The 17793-nt window shown below is 62.4% G+C and carries 11 protein-coding genes; 8 read left to right on the top strand and 3 right to left on the bottom strand.

The features are described 5' to 3' along the window. Nucleotides 1–66: 66 nt before the first annotated feature. The 3 genes from BFQ00_RS22890 to aceE form a co-directional block, all read right to left on the bottom strand. On the bottom strand, nucleotides 67–2760 hold the full coding sequence (locus BFQ00_RS22890) for a putative bifunctional diguanylate cyclase/phosphodiesterase (protein ID WP_065934840.1): 2694 nt from the start codon (nucleotides 2758–2760) through the stop codon (nucleotides 67–69). 301 nt (nucleotides 2761–3061) lie between these two features. Next, on the bottom strand, nucleotides 3062–4723 hold the full coding sequence (aceF, locus tag BFQ00_RS22885; protein WP_065934839.1) for a dihydrolipoyllysine-residue acetyltransferase: 1662 nt from the start codon (nucleotides 4721–4723) through the stop codon (nucleotides 3062–3064). Between the two features lie 11 nt (nucleotides 4724–4734). Then, nucleotides 4735–7380, bottom strand: coding sequence for a pyruvate dehydrogenase (acetyl-transferring), homodimeric type (aceE, locus tag BFQ00_RS22880; RefSeq protein ID WP_065934838.1), 2646 nt, complete (start codon nucleotides 7378–7380; stop codon nucleotides 4735–4737). 383 nt (nucleotides 7381–7763) lie between these two features. Here aceE and glnE point away from each other — a divergent pair, with 383 nt between their 5' ends. From glnE to BFQ00_RS22840, 8 genes are read left to right on the top strand one after another with little or no spacing between them, the layout of a single operon-like run. After that, a complete protein-coding gene (gene glnE, locus BFQ00_RS22875; RefSeq protein ID WP_065934837.1) occupies nucleotides 7764–10703 on the top strand; it encodes a bifunctional [glutamate--ammonia ligase]-adenylyl-L-tyrosine phosphorylase/[glutamate--ammonia-ligase] adenylyltransferase in 2940 nt (979 codons plus the stop codon). Between the two features lie 54 nt (nucleotides 10704–10757). Continuing rightward, nucleotides 10758–11792 carry a lipopolysaccharide heptosyltransferase II gene (gene waaF / locus BFQ00_RS22870; RefSeq protein ID WP_065934836.1) on the top strand — a complete coding sequence of 345 codons (1035 nt, stop codon included), beginning with the start codon at nucleotides 10758–10760 and terminating at the stop codon, nucleotides 11790–11792. A gap of 1 nt (nucleotide 11793) precedes the next feature. Next, on the top strand, nucleotides 11794–12855 hold the full coding sequence (gene waaC, locus BFQ00_RS22865; protein WP_065934835.1) for a lipopolysaccharide heptosyltransferase I: 1062 nt from the start codon (nucleotides 11794–11796) through the stop codon (nucleotides 12853–12855). Beyond that, nucleotides 12855–13979 carry a glycosyltransferase family 4 protein gene (locus tag BFQ00_RS22860; protein WP_065934834.1) on the top strand — a complete coding sequence of 375 codons (1125 nt, stop codon included), beginning with the start codon at nucleotides 12855–12857 and terminating at the stop codon, nucleotides 13977–13979. The genes waaC and BFQ00_RS22860 overlap by 1 nt, the downstream gene beginning before the upstream one ends. Further along, complete coding sequence (gene rfaP, locus BFQ00_RS22855) at nucleotides 13976–14782, top strand: lipopolysaccharide core heptose(I) kinase RfaP (RefSeq protein WP_065886571.1); 807 nt, start codon at nucleotides 13976–13978, stop codon at nucleotides 14780–14782. The genes BFQ00_RS22860 and rfaP overlap by 4 nt, the downstream gene beginning before the upstream one ends. After that, the gene (locus tag BFQ00_RS22850; protein WP_065886570.1) at nucleotides 14782–15516 is read left to right on the top strand and encodes a lipopolysaccharide kinase InaA family protein; all 735 of its coding nucleotides are present in this window, start codon (nucleotides 14782–14784) and stop codon (nucleotides 15514–15516) included. Before rfaP ends, BFQ00_RS22850 begins: the two co-directional genes overlap by 1 nt. Further along, entirely contained in the window at nucleotides 15513–16265 is a 753-nt protein-coding gene (locus tag BFQ00_RS22845) for a lipopolysaccharide kinase InaA family protein (RefSeq protein ID WP_065886569.1), read from the top strand. Before BFQ00_RS22850 ends, BFQ00_RS22845 begins: the two co-directional genes overlap by 4 nt. Next, complete coding sequence (locus BFQ00_RS22840) at nucleotides 16265–17716, top strand: lipopolysaccharide kinase InaA family protein (protein ID WP_065934833.1); 1452 nt, start codon at nucleotides 16265–16267, stop codon at nucleotides 17714–17716. Before BFQ00_RS22845 ends, BFQ00_RS22840 begins: the two co-directional genes overlap by 1 nt. Nucleotides 17717–17793: the final 77 nt, after the last annotated feature.

Below are 17793 nucleotides of genomic sequence, written 5' to 3'. Positions count from 1 at the left end.
TCCTCTCGTCAGGTTGAGTAACAGTAAATTTTCAGACAGCCAGTGTGCCCGAGAGTTACCGCGCTGTCAGGCGATTGGCCCGCGTGGATAGCGTTTAAGCTTCTCCAGCAGTTCTGCACCGGGGATTGGCCGGTCGAACAGATAGCCCTGGCCCACGTCGCAACGATGCCGGCGCAGGAACGCCAGTTGCTCGGCGGTCTCGATGCCTTCGGCCACCACCTTGAGCTTGAGGTTGTGGGCCATGGCGATGACCGCCGAGGTGATCTCCATGTCGTCCTGGTTATCCGGGATTTCGTGGATAAAGCTGCGGTCGATCTTAATGATGTCGATGGGGAATTTTTTCAAGTAGCTCAGCGACGAGTAACCGGTACCGAAGTCGTCCATGGCCAGGGTCAGGCCAAAACTCTTCAGTTGGTCCAGTTGCTGGCGCGTGTCTTCGGTGGCTTCCAGCAGCAGGCCTTCGGTCAGCTCCAGCTCCAGCAGATTGGCCGGCAATTGCTCTTCCTTGAGGATCGTGGCAATCGAAGCCACCAGGTCCGGGTCGGAAAACTGCTTGGGCGACAGGTTGATCGCCACCTGCAAATTACCCAGGCCCGCGGCCGTCAATCGACGGCTCATGCGGCATGCCTGCCGGGCGACCCATTTGCCGATGGGGATGATCAAGCCGGTCTCTTCGGCCACGCTGATGAACTGGTCGGGGCGGATCATGCCCTTTTCCGGGTGGTTCCAGCGCAACAGCGCTTCCATGCCCAGCAGGCGACCACTGCGCAGGCACAGCTTGGGCTGGTAGAACACGTCCAGCTCATTCTGGGTCAGGGCGCGGCGCAGGTTGTTTTCCACAAACAGCTTGTAGCTCGCCTCGGCATTCAGCGCTTCGGTAAACACCTGTACCTGGTGTTTGCCGTTGGCCTTGGCCTTGTGCAGGGCCAGGCCGGCGTTGCGCATCAGGGTCTGCGGGTCGCGCCCGTGCAGCGGCGCGCAGGCGAGGCCCACGGAGCCGGTCACGCTGATCAACTGGTTGTCGACGAACATCGGTTTGTCGAGGGTGGCCAGTAACTGGCTGGCCACCTGCTGGCCGGTCTCCATGTCGGCATCGTCAAGCAGCACCGCAAACTCGTTACTGGCAAAGCGCGCCAGGCTGCCGCCGCTGCTCAAACTGTTGCGCAGACGACGGGCCAGGCTGATCAGCAGCTTGTCACCGGTCTGGTGGCCGAGGCTGTCGTTGATCCGCTTGAAGTTGTCGATGTCCACCAGCAGCAGGCTGATCGGGCTGTCGCTGTCGCGGGCAAAGCGCTCATCGAGGTTGCGGATGAACGCCGGGCGATTGCCCAGGTTGGTCAGGTTGTCGGTGTAGGCCAGGCGTTCGATGCGCTGTTGCGCCAGCTTGGTCTGGGTAATGTCTTCGTAGATGCCGATGTAATGGGTCAACTCACGGTTGTCGCCATATACCTTGGAAATCGACAACTGGCCCCAGTAGGGTTCCAGGTTTTTGCGCCGGCTTTTGAATTCGCCTTGCCAGCTGTTGCTTTTGGCCAGGACCGACGGCGCGTCGAACAGCAATTCGCTGAGGTTCTCCAGGGCCGGCAACTGCGCCAGGCGGTGGCCATGCACCTCTTCGGCGCTGTACTGGGTAATGGCGGTAAAGCTTGGGTTGACGTACTCCACCACACCATCGCAATTGACCAGCAGAAAGGCGTTGGCGCTCTGTTCCACCGCGCGCTGGAACAGGTGCAGGGCGCTGGTGGCGGTGCGCCGGTTATGGTTGTTGATGACTTGGGCGAACTGGTCCGCCAGTTCGCCGGCAAAGGCGATCTCATCGGACTGCCATGCCCGCGAACTGCCGCTTTGCTCCAGGCACAGCACGCCGACGACCTGGCCATCCACGCGGATGCTCGCGTCGAGCATGGCGTGGACATCCTTGGCGATCAGGCTTTCGGCCATTTCCCGGGTGCGCGGGTCTTGCACGGCATGGGTGGCATCGATGGCGCGGCTGCTGTGCAGGGCTTCGAGGTAGTCGGGGAAGCAGCTGGCGTCGATCGCTTCGGGCAGATAGTGGCGTTGATCGGCGCGCAGATAGGCCGAAATCGGCACCAGGTGCTGGCCGTCCAGATTCCAGATGCTGGCGCGATCGATCTGATAGATGTCGCAGGCGCTGCGGGTGATCAGTTCGGCGGCTTCTTGCAGCGAATTGGGCGTGGTGTAGCGCTGGCGGGCCAGCAGCAGGATCAGCTCCTGCTGGGCGCGTACCCGCTCCAGGTGCTGCAGTTGCTCCTGCTGCGCACGCTGGTTGAGTTCCAGGGCGATTTGCAGGCGGCTGTTCTGGTTTTCCAGGTCGGCGGTCGGCACCGTGACGGGCAGTTCGCTGAACAGGCCATCCACCACCATCAGGTAGCCGCGCAGCAGGTGACGGTTGTGCTGTTTGTAGGCCTCGCCCATTTCGAGCAGGCTCAGCGGGCCATCGCTGGTGTGCAGGGTGTAGCGCACCAGGTAGTGGGCGCTGTGGCTCAGTTGCTGCTGGATCGCGTCGTGCAGTTGATAGCGCGCCTGGGGCTCCATCAGGCTGGCGTACGGCGTGCCCAGCAGGGCGCACAGTTCGACCGCCGGCAAGCCGAATTGGCGCTCGCAATTGGGGTCAAGGTAGAGCAGCGCCCAGCTTGCCTCATTCAGCCGCTCGAAACGCAGCATACCGAGGCGCGAAGGCACCGGTAATTGCGTCACTACCTCGGTCGCCATTCGGGCAACATCGGGTTGGCTTTTCATGGGGGAAACTCGCTTGGGAAAATGCGCACGGCGCCGGGCTCACGCCCTCTTTTACTGTTGCTTGCGGCAAGGTTGCATCATGCGGCACGCACTGACAAGAGAGGATGAAGGCTAAGTGCTATAAGGGTGTTATCGGCCACCCGGGGGATTTCTGCAATCAGGGTGACAGAAGGTGTACAAGCCTGTCCTGTGTGTACAAAAAACCCAAAAAAAGCCCCGCCAAGTGGCGGGGTTGAGGTACGAGCGTGGCGCTCGGAAATCGAGGCGGCAATGGCCTCCCGCCAGGGGAGGCCGTTGCGGCTTACAGCAGGATGGTGCGGATGTCGTTGAGCAACTGGCTCAGGCGCTGGGTGAAGCGTGCCGCTGCGGCGCCGTTGATCACGCGGTGATCGTAGGACAGCGACAGTGGCAGCATCAGCTTGGGCTGGAACGCTTTACCGTCCCACACCGGCTGGATAGTCGCCTTGGACACACCCAGGATCGCCACTTCCGGCGCGTTGACGATTGGCGTGAAGCCCGTACCGCCAATGTGCCCGAGGCTGGAGATGGTGAAGCATGCGCCCTGCATGTCGTCCGGGGTGAGCTTCTTGTCGCGGGCCTTGGCGGCCAACGCAGCCGCTTCGCCAGCCAGTTGCAGCAGGCTCTTCTGGTCGACGTTCTTGATGACCGGTACCAGCAGGCCGTCAGGGGTGTCGACCGCAAAGCCGATGTTCACGTACTTCTTGCGGATGATCGCTTTGCCGCTTGGCGCCAGCGAGCTGTTGAATTCCGGCAGTTCCTTGAGCAGGTGTGCACAGGCCTTGAGCAGCAGGGGCAGCACGGTCAGCTTCACGCCGGCCTTCTCGGCCACGGCTTTCTGCGCAACGCGGAAGGCTTCCAGGTCGGTGATATCGGCCTGGTCGAACTGAGTCACGTGCGGGATGTTCAGCCAGCTGGCGTGCAGGCCGGCCGCGCCGATTTGCATCAGGCGGGTCATCGGCACTTCTTCGATTTCGCCGAAACGGCTGAAATCCACGGTACGGATCGGCGGAATGCCCGAGCCCCCGGTAGCGCCACCGGCAGCTGGCGCTTCCTTGGCCTTCTGCATCATGGCCTTGACGTAAGCCTGCACGTCTTCCTTCAGCACGCGACCGTGAGGACCGCTGGCCGAGACGGCGCTCAGCTCGACGCCGAATTCACGGGCCAGTTGGCGTACAGCCGGGCCGGCGTGAACCTTGGCACCGCTTGGCGCGGGGGCGGCAGCAGCAGGGGCCGGAGCGGCCTCAGCTTTTGCAGCAGGTGCAGGGGCGGCAGCAGCCGGAGCAGCTTCAGCCTTGGCAGCCGGAGCGGCGGCCGCTGCCGGAGCGGCCGCAGGCGCAGCGCCTTGTACTTTCAGCTTGAGGATGAAGTCACCGGTGCCGACTTCGTCTTCCAGCTTGACCGCAATGCTTTCCACCACGCCGGCAGCCGGCGATGGGATTTCCATGGAGGCCTTGTCGGACTCCAGGGTGATCAGCGACTGGTCGGCTTCGACGGTGTCGCCGACCTTGACCAGCAGCTCGATGATCTTGGCCTTGCCCGACGAGCCGATGTCCGGGACGTGAATGTCCTGGACGCTGGCGGCGGCAGGTGCGGCAGCCGGGGCCGCTGGGGCCTCGGCGGCAGCGGCAGGCTTTTCAGCAGCAGGTGCAGGTGCAGGTGCAGGTGCAGCGGCGGCCGGAGCGGCAGCCGCAGGCGCTGCATCGGCAGCACCTTCGATTTCCAGCTCCAGCAGTTCGTCGCCTTCTTTCAGGCGGTCGCCCAGCTTCACTTTCAGGCTCTTGACCACGCCGGCCTTGGGAGCAGGGATTTCCATGCTCGCCTTGTCCGACTCCAGGGTCAGGATGCTCTGGTCGGCTTCGACGGTGTCGCCGACCTTCACAAACAGCTCGATTACTTCACCTTCACCGCTGCCGATGTCAGGTACGCGAATGAGTTCGCTCACAAAAAATCTCCTCAGCAGTCCAGTGGGTTGCGTTTTTCCGGGTTGATCCCGAACTTGACGATGGCGTCAGCCACCACCTTGGGTTCGATCTCACCACGGTCAGCCAAGGCTTCCAGGGCTGCCAACACCACGAAGTGACGGTCGACTTCGAAGAAGTGACGCAGCTTCTTGCGGCTGTCACTGCGACCGAAACCGTCGGTGCCCAGGACTTTGAATTCCTTGGACGGGACCCACTGGCGAATTTGTTCCGCAAACAGTTTCATGTAGTCGGTAGAGGCGATGACTGGACCCTTACGGCCGGCCAGGCATTCTTCGACATAGCTCTTGGCTGGCTTCTGGCCAGGGTGCAGGCGGTTGCTGCGCTCTACGGCCAGGCCGTCGCGACGCAGTTCGTTGAAGCTGGTCACGCTCCACACGTCGGCGCCGACGTTGAATTCGTCACGCAGGATCTTCGCCGCTTCACGCACTTCGCGCAGGATGGTGCCGGAGCCCATCAGCTGTACGTGGTGCGCCGCTTCCTTGGTGTCTTCCTCGAGCAGGTACATGCCCTTGATGATGCCTTCTTCCACGCCGGCCGGCATCGCTGGCTGCTGGTAGGACTCGTTCATCACGGTAATGTAGTAGAAAACGTCCTGCTGCTCTTCGGTCATCTTTTTCATGCCGTCCTGGATGATCACCGCCAGCTCGTAGCCGTAGGTTGGATCAAAGGTGCGGCAGTTCGGGATGGTGGCAGCCAGGATGTGGCTGTGACCGTCTTCGTGTTGCAGGCCTTCGCCATTCAGCGTGGTGCGGCCGGCGGTACCGCCGATCAGGAAGCCACGGGTACGGCTGTCGCCGGCTGCCCATGCCAGGTCGCCAATGCGCTGGAAGCCGAACATCGAGTAGAAAATGTAGAACGGCAGCATCGGCTGGTTGTGGCTGGAGTACGACGTACCGGCAGCGATGAAGGAGCTCATGGCGCCCGCTTCGTTGATGCCTTCCTCGAGGATCTGGCCCTTCTTGTCTTCCTTGTAGAACATCACCTGGTCTTTATCGACCGGGTCATAGAGCTGGCCGACGGAGGAGTAGATGCCCAACTGACGGAACATGCCTTCCATACCGAAGGTACGGGCTTCGTCCGGGATGATCGGTACGATGCGCGAACCGATTTCCTTGTCCTTGACCAGTTGCGCAAGGATGCGCACGAAGGCCATGGTGGTGGAGATTTCACGGTCGCCCGAGCCGTCCAGGATAGCCTTGAGGGTATCGAGTGGCGGCGTCGGGATGCTCATGCTCTTGGCGCGGCGTTGCGGCACGAAACCGCCCAGGGCGCTACGGCGCTCGCTGAGGTAGCGAGCTTCGGCGCTGTTCGGCTCCGGCTTGAAGAACGGCAGGTTCTCCAGCTCTTCGTCCTTGACCGGGATGTCGAAGCGGTCGCGGAACAGCTTCAGGCTGTCGACGTCGACTTTCTTGGTGTTGTGCGCGGTGTTCTTCGCTTCGCCGGCACCGGTGCCATAACCCTTGATGGTCTTGGCCAGGATGACGGTCGGTTGTTCCTTGTGGTTGACCGCTTCGTGGTACGCCGCGTAGACCTTGTACGGGTCGTGGCCGCCACGGTTGAGTTTCCAGATCTCGTCGTCGGACAGGTCGGCAACCATCGCCTTGATTTCAGGCGTGTTGAAGAAGTGCTCGCGAACGAACGCGCCGTCTTTGGCCTTGTAGTTCTGGTACTCGCCGTCGATGACTTCGTCCATGCGACGTTGCAGGATACCGTCGACGTCCTTGGCCAGCAGTGGGTCCCAGAAACGGCCCCAGATGACTTTGGTCACGTTCCAGTGAGCGCCGCGGAACACGCCTTCGAGTTCCTGGATGATCTTGCCGTTGCCGCGAACCGGGCCGTCGAGGCGCTGCAGGTTGCAGTTGATGACGAAGATCAGGTTGTCCAGCTTCTCGCGGCCGGCCAGGGAGATGGCGCCCAGGGATTCCGGCTCGTCGCACTCGCCGTCGCCCAGGAAGCACCAGACTTTCTGCTTGCCTTCGGGGATGAAGCCACGGGCTTCCAGGTACTTCATGAAGCGTGCCTGGTAGATCGCCTGGATCGGGCCCAGGCCCATGGATACCGTCGGGAACTGCCAGAAATCAGGCATCAGCCAAGGGTGCGGGTAGGACGACAGGCCCTGACCGTCGACTTCCTGGCGGAAGTTGTTCATTTGTTCTTCGCTGATGCGACCTTCCATGAACGCACGGGCGTAGACGCCTGGCGAGGTGTGACCCTGGAAGTAGATCAGGTCGCCGCCGTGTTCGTCGGTCGGGGCCTGGAAGAAGTAGTTGAAGCCGATGTCATACAGGGTTGCGCTGGAAGCGAAGCTGGAGATGTGACCGCCCAGGTCCGAATCTTTCAAGTTCGTGCGCATTACCATCGCCATGGCGTTCCAGCGTACCAGCGAGCGAATGCGGCGTTCCATGAACAGGTCGCCAGGCATGCGTGCTTCGTGGGTAACGGGGATGGTGTTGCGGTATGGCGTGGTGATGGCGTAAGGCAACTGCGAGCCGCTGCGGGTCGCGAGTTCGCCCATACGGGTCATCAGGTAATGAGCACGGTCTTCGCCTTCTTTGTCGAGAACCGATTCCAGGGCGTCCAGCCATTCCTGGGTTTCGACGGGATCGAGGTCTTGCATGGCTTGCTCCAGGGCGGAAAGGCTACCAGAATCGGTTGCCTGAAGTTTGCGACTGGCCTTGTGGGCAGACGACATAAATTCTTGGATGGCCGAAGGTTGCTTCGGCGTCCTGTAGTTTTACTACAAATCGTCGGCCATTTCAGCCTTTCGAATGTATATACGAGTAGTAAAACTACACAAGACCGAGCGTATGGCTCGGTCTGGCTGGTGAGCATAATCGTTATTGTTGGTCTATTGCGAACAAGAAAAGGTGAAAGTTTGATGTTGCCTGCCAAGATTAATTTAATTTCAGCTATTTCTAACTTTTGTTCGACAGTCCTTCATCGAGCAGGGCTCCTGCGTTCACAACTACACGCCATTTACCCGCCGATCAAGGATAGACCATGAGCCTTCCTACGCTGGCCGAACTGCCGGCCATTCTGTTGCCTTACGCCAGCCGGGCCGAGCAGTCATTTCGTGACGCCGTGGCCGCGCTGGATGACGATCATGGCCTTTCTGGCTGGACGCCGCAACGCTGGGCCGACTTCGCGCGGGTGTGCGCCGCCAGTGATTTCGTGATTGAACAGAGTGTTCGTGACCCTTTGATGTTGCTCGAGCTGGTGGCCTGGGGCGAGCTGGACCGGGGTTTTGCGCCGGGTGAACTGTGCGGGCAGATTGCCGGTGCCGTGCAACAGGCCGATACAGAAGAGCAGATGGGCCGTGTGCTGCGCCGCCAGCGCACGCGCCAGCAGGTGCGCATCATTTGGCGCGACCTGACCCGCCAGGCAGACCTGGTGCAAACCTGTCGCGACCTCTCCGACATGGCCGACGCCTGTATCGACCAGGCCTACCAGTGGCTGTACCAGCGCCATTGCGTGCAGTTCGGCACGCCCACCGGGCGGCGCAGCGGCGAGGCGCAGCACATGGTCATCCTCGGCATGGGCAAGCTCGGGGCCGTGGAGCTGAACCTGTCGTCGGATATCGACCTGATCTTCGCCTACCCCGAAGGCGGCGAGACAGTAGGGGTCAAGCGCGCCCTGGATAACCAGGAGTTTTTCATCCGTCTTGGTCAAAAATTGATCAAGGCCCTCGACCCGATGACCGTCGACGGTTTCGTCTTTCGCGTCGACATGCGCCTGCGCCCCTACGGTTCGTCGGGTGCGCTGGTACTCAGCTTCAACGCGCTGGAGCAGTACTACCAGGACCAGGGCCGCGACTGGGAACGCTACGCCATGATCAAGGCCCGCGTCGTCGCCGGAGACCAGGTGGCCGGCGCGCAACTGCTCGACATGCTGCGCCCGTTCGTCTATCGCCGTTACCTGGACTTCTCGGCCATCGAAGCGCTGCGCACCATGAAGCAGTTGATCCAGCAGGAAGTGCGGCGCAAGGGCATGGCCGACAATATCAAGTTGGGTTCGGGCGGTATTCGCGAGGTGGAATTTATCGCCCAGGCGTTTCAACTGATCCACGGTGGTCGCGACCTCAGCCTGCAGCAACGCCCGCTGTTGAACGTGCTCGGCACCCTGGAAGGCCAGGGCTACCTGCCGCCAGCGGTGATTGCCGAGCTGCGCAATGGCTACGAATTCCTGCGTTACACCGAACACGCGATCCAGGCGATTGCCGACCGCCAGACCCAAATGCTCCCGGACAGCCCCGAAGACCAGGCGCGTATTGCCTTCATGCTGGGCTTTGCCGATTGGGCCGCGTTCCACGAGCGCTTGATGTATTGGCGTGGGCGGGTGGATTGGCATTTCCGCCAAGTGATTGCCGACCCTGATGAAGAAGAGGGTGAAGAAAGCGAGTTGGTCGTCGGCGGGGAGTGGCTGCCGCTGTGGGAAGAGTCCCAGGACGACGACGCGGCCTGCCGCCAATTGGGCGAAGGCGGCTTTACTGACGCGCCCAAGGCCCTCAAAGCCCTGGCCGGCCTGCGCGGTAGTCCGCAACTGCGCGCCATGCAGCGCCTCGGTCGCGAGCGCCTGGATGCGTTTATCCCGCGTTTGCTGGCCCAGGCTGTCGAACACGCCAATCCGGACCTGGTGCTGGAGCGCGTATTGCCCCTGGTGGAAGCCGTCGCCCGGCGTTCCGCTTACCTGGTGCTGCTCACCGAGAATCCCGACGCCCTGCGCCGTCTGCTGACCCTGTGCGCCGCGAGCCCGTGGATCGCCGAGCAGATCACGCGCTTTCCGCTGTTGCTGGATGAATTGCTCAACGAAGGACGCTTGTTCAAACCGCCGCTGGCGCCGGAACTGGCTGCCGAGTTGCGCGAGCGCCTCACACGCATCCCCGAGGACGACCTCGAGCAGCAGATGGAAGCGCTGCGCCATTTCAAGCTGGCGCACCGTCTGCGCGTGGCGGCGTCGGAAATCGCCGGCAGCCTGCCGTTGATGAAAGTCAGCGACTACCTCACCTGGCTCGCCGAGGCCATTCTCGAGCAAGTGCTGGCCCTGGCCTGGCGCCAGACTGTTGCCCGCCACGGCTCACCGCAACGGCTGGACGGCAGCCTGTGCGATCCCGGGTTCATCATTGTCGGTTATGGAAAAGTCGGCGGTATCGAACTGGGGCATGGTTCGGACCTGGACCTGGTGTTTATCCATGACGGCGACCCGCAGGCCGAGACCGACGGCGCCAAGCCGATCGACGGCGCGCAGTTTTTCACGCGCCTGGGCCAGCGCATCATTCACCTGCTGACCACCCAGACCAACTCCGGCCAGTTGTACGAAGTGGATATGCGTCTGCGACCTTCAGGTGCGTCCGGCTTGCTGGTCAGTTCGCTGGGCGCATTCGACCGCTATCAACAAAATGAAGCCTGGACCTGGGAGCATCAGGCGCTGATTCGCGCACGCGTCCTGGTCGGCAGCCAGGATGTGGGCCATGCATTCGAGCAGGTGCGCGCCAACGTGTTGGGGCGTGAGCGGGATCTGGCCAAGCTGCGCCAGGAGGTCAGCGAGATGCGCGCCAAGATGCGCGATAACCTGGGTACCAAGGCCACGGCGGCCGGCAGGGGCGCCAATGCCTTCGAAGCCACGGCGCTGTTCGACCTCAAGCAGGACGCCGGAGGTATCGTCGATATTGAATTTATGGTGCAATACGCCGCTTTGGCGTGGTCTGCGCAACATCCATCGTTGCTGCGCTACACCGACAATATCCGCATCCTCGAGGGCCTGGAGCAGGTCGGGCTGATGCCCGCCGCCGATGCTCACTTGCTGCGTGAAGTGTATAAGGCCTACCGCTCAGCCGCGCACCGCCAAGCCTTGCAGAACGAGGCCGGTACGGTGGCCGGCGACCAGTTCGCCGACGAACGGCGACAGGTGATGCGAATCTGGCAAACGCTGGGCTTGAGCTGAAACACTATTAGGGCGGGGAGGCATAAGCCTCCCCGCATCGTTTGTGGAAATGACATGAATATTCTGATCGTTGGGCCCAGCTGGGTCGGAGACATGGTGATGGCGCAGACACTGTTCCAGTGCCTGCGGCTGCGCTATCCGGACTGCCAGATCGACGTGCTCGCCCCTGAGTGGAGCCGGCCGATCCTTGAGCGCATGCCGCAAGTGCGCAAGGCCTTGAGCTTTCCGCTCGGCCATGGCGCGCTGGAATTGGCGACCCGCCGTCGCATCGGCAAAGCCATGGCCGGCCAGTACGACCAGGCCATCCTGTTGCCCAACTCGCTGAAGTCGGCGCTGGTGCCGTTTTTTGCCGGCATCCCCAAGCGTACCGGCTGGCGCGGCGAGTTTCGCTACGTGCTGCTCAATGACGTACGCACCCTGGATAAAGCCCGCTACCCGCTGATGATCGAACGTTTCATGGCCCTGGCCTACGAACCGGGCGCTGAACTGCCCAAGCCGTACCCGCGCCCCAGCTTGCAGATTGACCCGCTGACCCGCGCTGCGGCGCTGGCCAAGTTCGGCCTGACGCTGGATCGCCCGGTATTGGCGCTGTGCCCGGGCGCCGAGTTCGGCGAGTCCAAGCGCTGGCCGTCGGAGCATTACGCCAAGGTCGCCGAGACCAGGATTCGCGAAGGCTGGCAGGTGTGGCTGTTTGGCTCGAAGAACGATCATTCGGTGGGTGAGGATATTCGCCAGCGCCTGATTCCGGGCCTGCGCGAAGAGGCGGTGAACCTCAGCGGCGAAACGTCCCTGGCCGAGGCCATCGACTTGCTGTCGTGCGCCGACGCGGTGGTGTCCAACGATTCCGGCCTGATGCACGTTGCCGCCGCGCTGAACCGTCCCTTGGTGGCGGTGTACGGCTCGACGTCACCCGGCTTCACCCCGCCCCTGGCGGACAAGGTCGAAGTGGTGCGCCTGGGCCTGGATTGCAGCCCCTGTTTTGAGCGCACCTGCCGTTTCGGCCACTACAATTGCCTGCGCCAATTGCTGCCGCAGCCGGTGACCGACGCGTTGCAGCGGTTGCAGGGCGACGTGGTCGAGGTTCACTGAGTTGCGGGTACTGGTAATCAAGACCTCATCCCTGGGCGACGTGATCCACGCCTTGCCGGCACTGACCGACGCGGCGCGGGCGATCCCCGGCATCCGTTTCGACTGGGTGGTGGAAGAAGGCTTCGCTGAAATCCCGACCTGGCACCCGGCGGTGGACAAGGTGATCCCGGTGGCGATTCGTCGCTGGCGCAAGAACCTCTGGCAAACCCTCAAGAGCGGCGAATGGCGGCGGTTCAAACAGGCGCTGCAGTCGACCCGGTATGATCTGGTGATCGACGCCCAGGGCCTGTTGAAAAGTGCCTGGCTTACCCGCTACGTGCGGGCGCCGGTAGCCGGGTTCGATAAAAGCTCGGCACGCGAACCCCTGGCGGCGCGCTTTTATTCCCGCCGCCTGGCCGTGGCACGAGGGCAACATGCCGTGGAGCGCCTGCGCCAACTGTTTGCCGTGGCGTTGGGTTACGACCTGCCCAAGGGCCTGGGCGACTATGGCCTGAGCGTCGAGAAACTGCTGGGCCTGCCGCCGAAGAAACCCTTCGTGCTGCTGCTGCACGGCACGACCTGGGACACCAAGCACTGGCCCGAGGCCTACTGGCGCGAACTGGCCGAACGCCTGGGTCGCCTGGGCGTGGACGTGAAATTGCCGTGGGGCAGCGCCGTCGAAAAGGCCCGCGCCGAGCGACTGGCTCAAGGCCTGGCCAACGCCGAAGTGCTGCCAAAACTGAACCTGGCGGGCGTGGCCCGTGTGTTGGCCGGTGCCCGTGCCTGTGTGGCGGTGGATACCGGTCTGGGCCATCTGGCGGCTGCGCTGGATGTGCCGACCATTTCGCTGTTCGGGCCTACCAACCCGGGCCTTACCGGCGCCTACGGCAAAGGCCAGATCCACCTGGCCAGCGACTGGCCGTGTGCGCCGTGCCTGCAAAAGCAATGCACTTATCAACCCACTGCCGATGACCTGCGGCGGTTCGACATCAAGCGCGAGTCGCCCCTGTGCTTCACGCGCCTCAATCCTGAGCGTGTAGCGAGCCGGCTGAGCACGTTGTTACTGGCTGAGGAGCTGCACTGATGCAATTGGCTTTCGTACTGTACAAATATTTTCCCTTCGGTGGCCTGCAGCGCGACTTCATGCGCATCGCCCTGGAGTGTCAGCAACGCGGGCATAAAATCCGCGTGTACACCTTGATCTGGGAGGGCGATATCCCGCCGGGCTTTGAAGTGCTGGTGGCGCCGGTCAAGGCATTCTTCAACCATCGGCGCAACGAGAAGCTCAGCGCGTGGATGAAGGCCGACCTTGCCAAACGCCCGGTGGATCGACTGATCGGCTTCAACAAGATGCCCGACCTTGACGTGTACTACGCCGCCGACGGCTGCTTTGAAGACAAGGCGCAAAACCTGCGTCATTCGCTGTACCGTTATTTTGGTCGTTACAAGCACTTTGCCGACTACGAGCGCGCCGTGTTTGCCAAGGACGCCAAGACCGAAATCCTGATGATTTCCGAGGTGCAGCAGCCGCTGTTCATCAAGCATTACGCCACACCGCTGGAACGCTTCCACCTGCTGCCGCCGGGCATTGCCCAGGATCGCCGTGCGCCGCCGGATGCAGCTCTGATTCGCGAAGGGTTCCGCGAGGAATTCGGCCTGGGCGAGGACGACTTGCTGCTGGTGCAGATCGGTTCGGGCTTCAAGACCAAGGGCGTCGACCGCAGCCTCAAGGCGCTGGCCGCGTTACCGTCGCAATTGAAGAAACGCACCCGTCTGTTTGTAATCGGCCAGGACGACCCCAAAGTATTCCAATTGCAGAGCGCCACATTGGGTTTGGGCGATAACGTGCAGTTCCTCAAGGGGCGCAGCGATATCCCGCGTTTCCTGCTGGGCGCCGACCTGTTGATCCACCCGGCGTATAACGAAAACACCGGCACGGTCTTGCTCGAAGCCCTGGTGGCCGGGTTGCCGGTGCTGGTCTCGGCGGTATGTGGCTATGCCCATTACATCGCCGAAGCCGACAGTGGCCTGGTCCTGGATGAGCCGTTCGAACAGACGCAGCTCAACGGGTACCTGGCGCGGATGTTGTCTGATTCTGCACAGCGCGCGGCCTGGGGCCGCAATGGGTTGGCCTTCGCCGAGACGGCCGACCTCTATAGCATGCCGCAGCACGCTGCGGATGTGATTCTGGCGGAGCCAAAACGATGAAATTGATGCTTGCCGAACCGTTCAAAACCCTCTGGGCCGGGCAGGATGCGTTCGCCGCTGTCGAGCGCCTGCAAGGCGAGGTTTACCGTGAACTGGAGGCGCGTCGCACGCTGCGTACCGAGGTGGATGGCCGCGGCTACTTTGTGAAGATCCACCGTGGGATCGGCTGGGGCGAGATCGTCAAGAACCTGGTCACCGCCAAGCTGCCGGTGCTGGGCGCCGGTCAGGAATGGCTGGCGATCCAGCGCCTGCAGGCACTGGGCGTGCCGACCATGACCGCCGTGGCCTATGGCGAGCGCGGCAGCAACCCGGCCGATCAGCACTCCTTCATCATTACCGAAGAATTGGCGCCGACTGTCAGCCTGGAAGACTTCAGCATCGACTGGCTCAAGCAGCCGCCGCAGCCGCGTCTCAAGCGCGCTTTGATCGCTGAAGTGGCGCGCATGACCGGCATGATGCATCGCGGCGGCGTCAACCACCGTGATTGCTACATCTGCCACTTCCTGCTGCACACCGATACGCCGGTGACGGCCGATAACTTCAAGCTCTCGATCATCGACCTGCACCGCGCCCAGACGCGCGACAAAATCAGCCATCGCTGGCGTGACAAGGACCTGGCGGCGCTGTACTTCTCGGCGCTGGACATCGGCCTGACCCGCCGCGACAAACTGCGCTTTCTCAAGGGCTATTTCCAGCAGCCGCTGCGCCAGATACTCGCCGAGGAAAGCGCTCTGTTGCTGTGGCTGCAAGGCAAGGCCGACAAGCTCTACGCGCGCAAGCAGCGTTACGGGGATGCGCTCTGATGGCGGGTTGGAATCTGGAACCCGCCTACGCTGCGCTCGCGGACGACTTTGGCAGCCTGGAAGCCGTGTTCGCCCTGCAAGGCGAGCGCCTGACCCGCGACCCGCTGTCGGAAGTGATCCGTGTGGAGCGCGGCGGGATCAATTATTACGTCAAGCGGTACGTTGGCGCCGGCAAAGGCCTGCGCCGCTACCTGGGCAAACCGCGGGTGAAATCCGAATGGCAGAACCTCAAGCGCTTCGCCAAATGGGGTATTCCGACCGCCGATGTGGTGGCCTGGGGCCTGGATCGCAAGGGCCTGGCCTATGACCGGGGTGCAATGATTACCCGGGAATTGCCCAGGACCGAGGATTTATCGGTGCTGGCCGAACGTAATGACCCGCGTCTGAAAGACCCTCGCTGGGTCGACGGTATCAGCCGTCAGCTCGCCGAGTACACGCGGACCATGCACGACCATCGCTTCACCCATAACGACTTGAAGTGGCGCAACCTGCTGGTGGACGATCAGCGCACGCTGTACATGATCGACTGTCCCAACGGCGATTTCTGGCGCGGCTTCTGGCTCAAATACCGCATTACCAAAGACCTGGCCTGCCTGGACAAGGTCGCCAAGTATCATCTGTCGGCCACCCAGCGCCTGCGTTTCTACATGCAATACCGCCAACGCACGCACCTGACGACGTCAGACAAACAACGGATTCGCCATGTGGTGAAGTTTTTCGAGGGGCGTGAATGAGTGACTTCCTCGCGGTCGAAGACCGCGCTTTGCTTGAGCGCAACGGCCTGGCCAGCTTCGATACGTTGTGGGCCAAGCAACTGGATGCGGTGGATGAGCCCAACACCAGCGGTGACGGATGGAGCAGCGTGTATCGCCTGGAACTTGAGGGTCAGGGTTACTACCTCAAGCGCCAGAGCAACTACCTGACGCGTACCTTGTACCGGCCGTTCGGCGAGCCAAGTTTTGCCCGTGAGTTTCGTAATATCAGCCTGTACCGCAAGCTGGGCATTCCTGCCTTGCAGGCGGTGTTCTTCGGCGAGCGCAAGGTCAAGGGCGAGCGCCGTGCGATGTTGCTTACCCGCGCCCTGGACGGTTGGAACGATTTGGACTCGTTGCTGGAACACTGGCCGCAGTCGAGCGACGCCCAGCAGCGCGCCATCCTGCTGGCCTGCGGCAGGCTTGCGCGTCGTTTGCACGGCGTGGGGCAGGTGCATGGCTGTTTTTATCCCAAGCATATTTTCCTGCAGGCCACCGCTGACGGTTACGCCGCGCAGTTGATCGACCTCGAGAAAACCCGCCCTTTGTTGTTCGGCTGGCGTGACCGGGTCAAGGACCTCGAACCCCTGCTGCGCCGCGCGCCGCAATGGTCGGATGCGCAGGTGCGACAGCTTCTGGCGGCGTATCTTGAGCAGCCTGAAGACAGTGCGCTGGTCGCCACCTGGTATCAGCGTCTTACCGCGCGCCGCAGCCACAAGGAAAACCGCTGATGCGTTTATCCGAGCTGAAAAACGCCGGCCGTACTCCCAGCCTGCCCCTGACCCTCGACCTGGTCGATGCCGCAGGCCCGGGCCAACTGCAACTGCTCAGCCTGCTGCGGGTTTTGCCGGGGCAGCGCTACGTCGGCGCCGCAATATGGCGCGGTCGCCCGGTGCTGGCCAAGCTGCTGGTTGGCAACTCGGCGGCGCGGCATTTCCAGCGTGAGCGCAGCGGGGTGCGGTTGTTGGCCGAACAAGGCCTGACCACGCCGCTGTTGCTGGCCGACGGTTTACAGGAAGGCGAGGGTGGCTGGCTGCTGTTCGAGTTTCTCGAAGGCGCCCACAGCCTGGCCGACGCCTGGCTTGCTGTCGAAGGCTTGCCGCCATTGGCCGACGAACAAACCGCCGTGCTCGCCGAAGCGCTGGGCGCGATTGCGCAGATGCATGCCAAGGGCTTGTGGCAGGAAGACCTGCACCTGGACAACCTGCTGCGCCAGGGCGGCAAGCTGTATCTGATTGATGGCGCGGGGATTCGTGCTGAAGAGGCGGGCAAGCCGCTGTCGCGCAATCGCGTGCTGGAAAACCTCGGGGTGTTCTTTGCCCAGTTGCCGAAAAACCTCGCGCCGTTTACCGAAGAATTGCTGGTGTATTACCTGCTGGCCAACGGCGAACATGCCTTGCCGCTGGAGGCTCTGGAAAAGCAGGTGCGCAAAGTCAGCGCCTGGCGCTTGCGCGACTACCTGAACAAGGTTGGCCGCGAGTGCACCCTGTTCAGCGTGGTACGTGGCGCCTTTGGCCTGCGCGCGATTCGCCGTGAGGAAGAGGCGGCCATGCTGCCCGTGCTTGAAAAGGCCGATGCGCTGCTCGACCAAGGCCATCTGTACAAGACCGGCGGCGCCGCGAGCGTGGCCAGGGTCGAAGTGGCCGGCCGGCCTCTGGTGATCAAGCGCTACAACATCAAGGGCTTCACCCACTGGCTCAAACGCTTCTGGCGCCCGAGCCGCGCCTGGCATTCCTGGCGCGAAGGCAATCGCCTGGCGTTCCTCGGCTTTGCTACGCCCAAGCCGCTGGCGGTCCTGGAGAAGCGCTTTTTCTGGTTGCGCAGCCGTGCCTATCTGGTCACCGAATACCTGCCGGGGCCGGACATCATCGAGCGCTTTGCGCCCTACGTCGAACGCGGCGACGCGCCGGAAGATGAACTGCTGGCGCTGGACCGGCTGTTCGCCGAGTTGATCGAGGCGCGCATCAGCCATGGGGATTTCAAGGGGCATAACCTGTTCTGGAGCGAAGGGCGCTGGGCGATGATCGACCTGGACGCCATGTGCCAACACAGCTCGGTTGCCAGCTTTGCTGCGGCGTATGCCAAAGACCGTGCGCGGTTCATGCGCAACTGGCCGCAGGACAGTGCGTTGTATCGGGTGATTGATCAGCGGTTGCCCAAAGAGGTCAGCGTCGCCGGGTGAAGCGGGCCTTCGGCCCTATCGGGGGCAAGCCCCCTCCCACACTGACGGTGTTCACACCTTCAGATATGTAAATACAG

The organism is Pseudomonas sp. 28 E 9, assembly GCF_900004785.1.
In the GTDB taxonomy this organism is placed as follows: domain Bacteria; phylum Pseudomonadota; class Gammaproteobacteria; order Pseudomonadales; family Pseudomonadaceae; genus Aquipseudomonas; species Aquipseudomonas orientalis_A.
The sequence above is the reverse complement of the archived record's forward strand: the minus strand, read 5'-3'. Positions and strand labels throughout refer to the sequence as shown.

Coding starts and splice junctions, on each gene's coding strand:
- BFQ00_RS22890 (WP_065934840.1), bottom strand. CDS start 2,760: ATGAAAAGCCAACCCGATGTTGCCCGAATGGCGACCGAGGTAGTGACG.
- aceE (WP_065934838.1), bottom strand. CDS start 7,380: ATGCAAGACCTCGATCCCGTCGAAACCCAGGAATGGCTGGACGCCCTG.
- glnE (WP_065934837.1), top strand. CDS start 7,764: ATGAGCCTTCCTACGCTGGCCGAACTGCCGGCCATTCTGTTGCCTTAC.
- waaF (WP_065934836.1), top strand. CDS start 10,758: ATGAATATTCTGATCGTTGGGCCCAGCTGGGTCGGAGACATGGTGATG.
- BFQ00_RS22860 (WP_065934834.1), top strand. CDS start 12,855: ATGCAATTGGCTTTCGTACTGTACAAATATTTTCCCTTCGGTGGCCTG.
- rfaP (WP_065886571.1), top strand. CDS start 13,976: ATGAAATTGATGCTTGCCGAACCGTTCAAAACCCTCTGGGCCGGGCAG.
- BFQ00_RS22850 (WP_065886570.1), top strand. CDS start 14,782: ATGGCGGGTTGGAATCTGGAACCCGCCTACGCTGCGCTCGCGGACGAC.
- BFQ00_RS22845 (WP_065886569.1), top strand. CDS start 15,513: ATGAGTGACTTCCTCGCGGTCGAAGACCGCGCTTTGCTTGAGCGCAAC.
- BFQ00_RS22840 (WP_065934833.1), top strand. CDS start 16,265: ATGCGTTTATCCGAGCTGAAAAACGCCGGCCGTACTCCCAGCCTGCCC.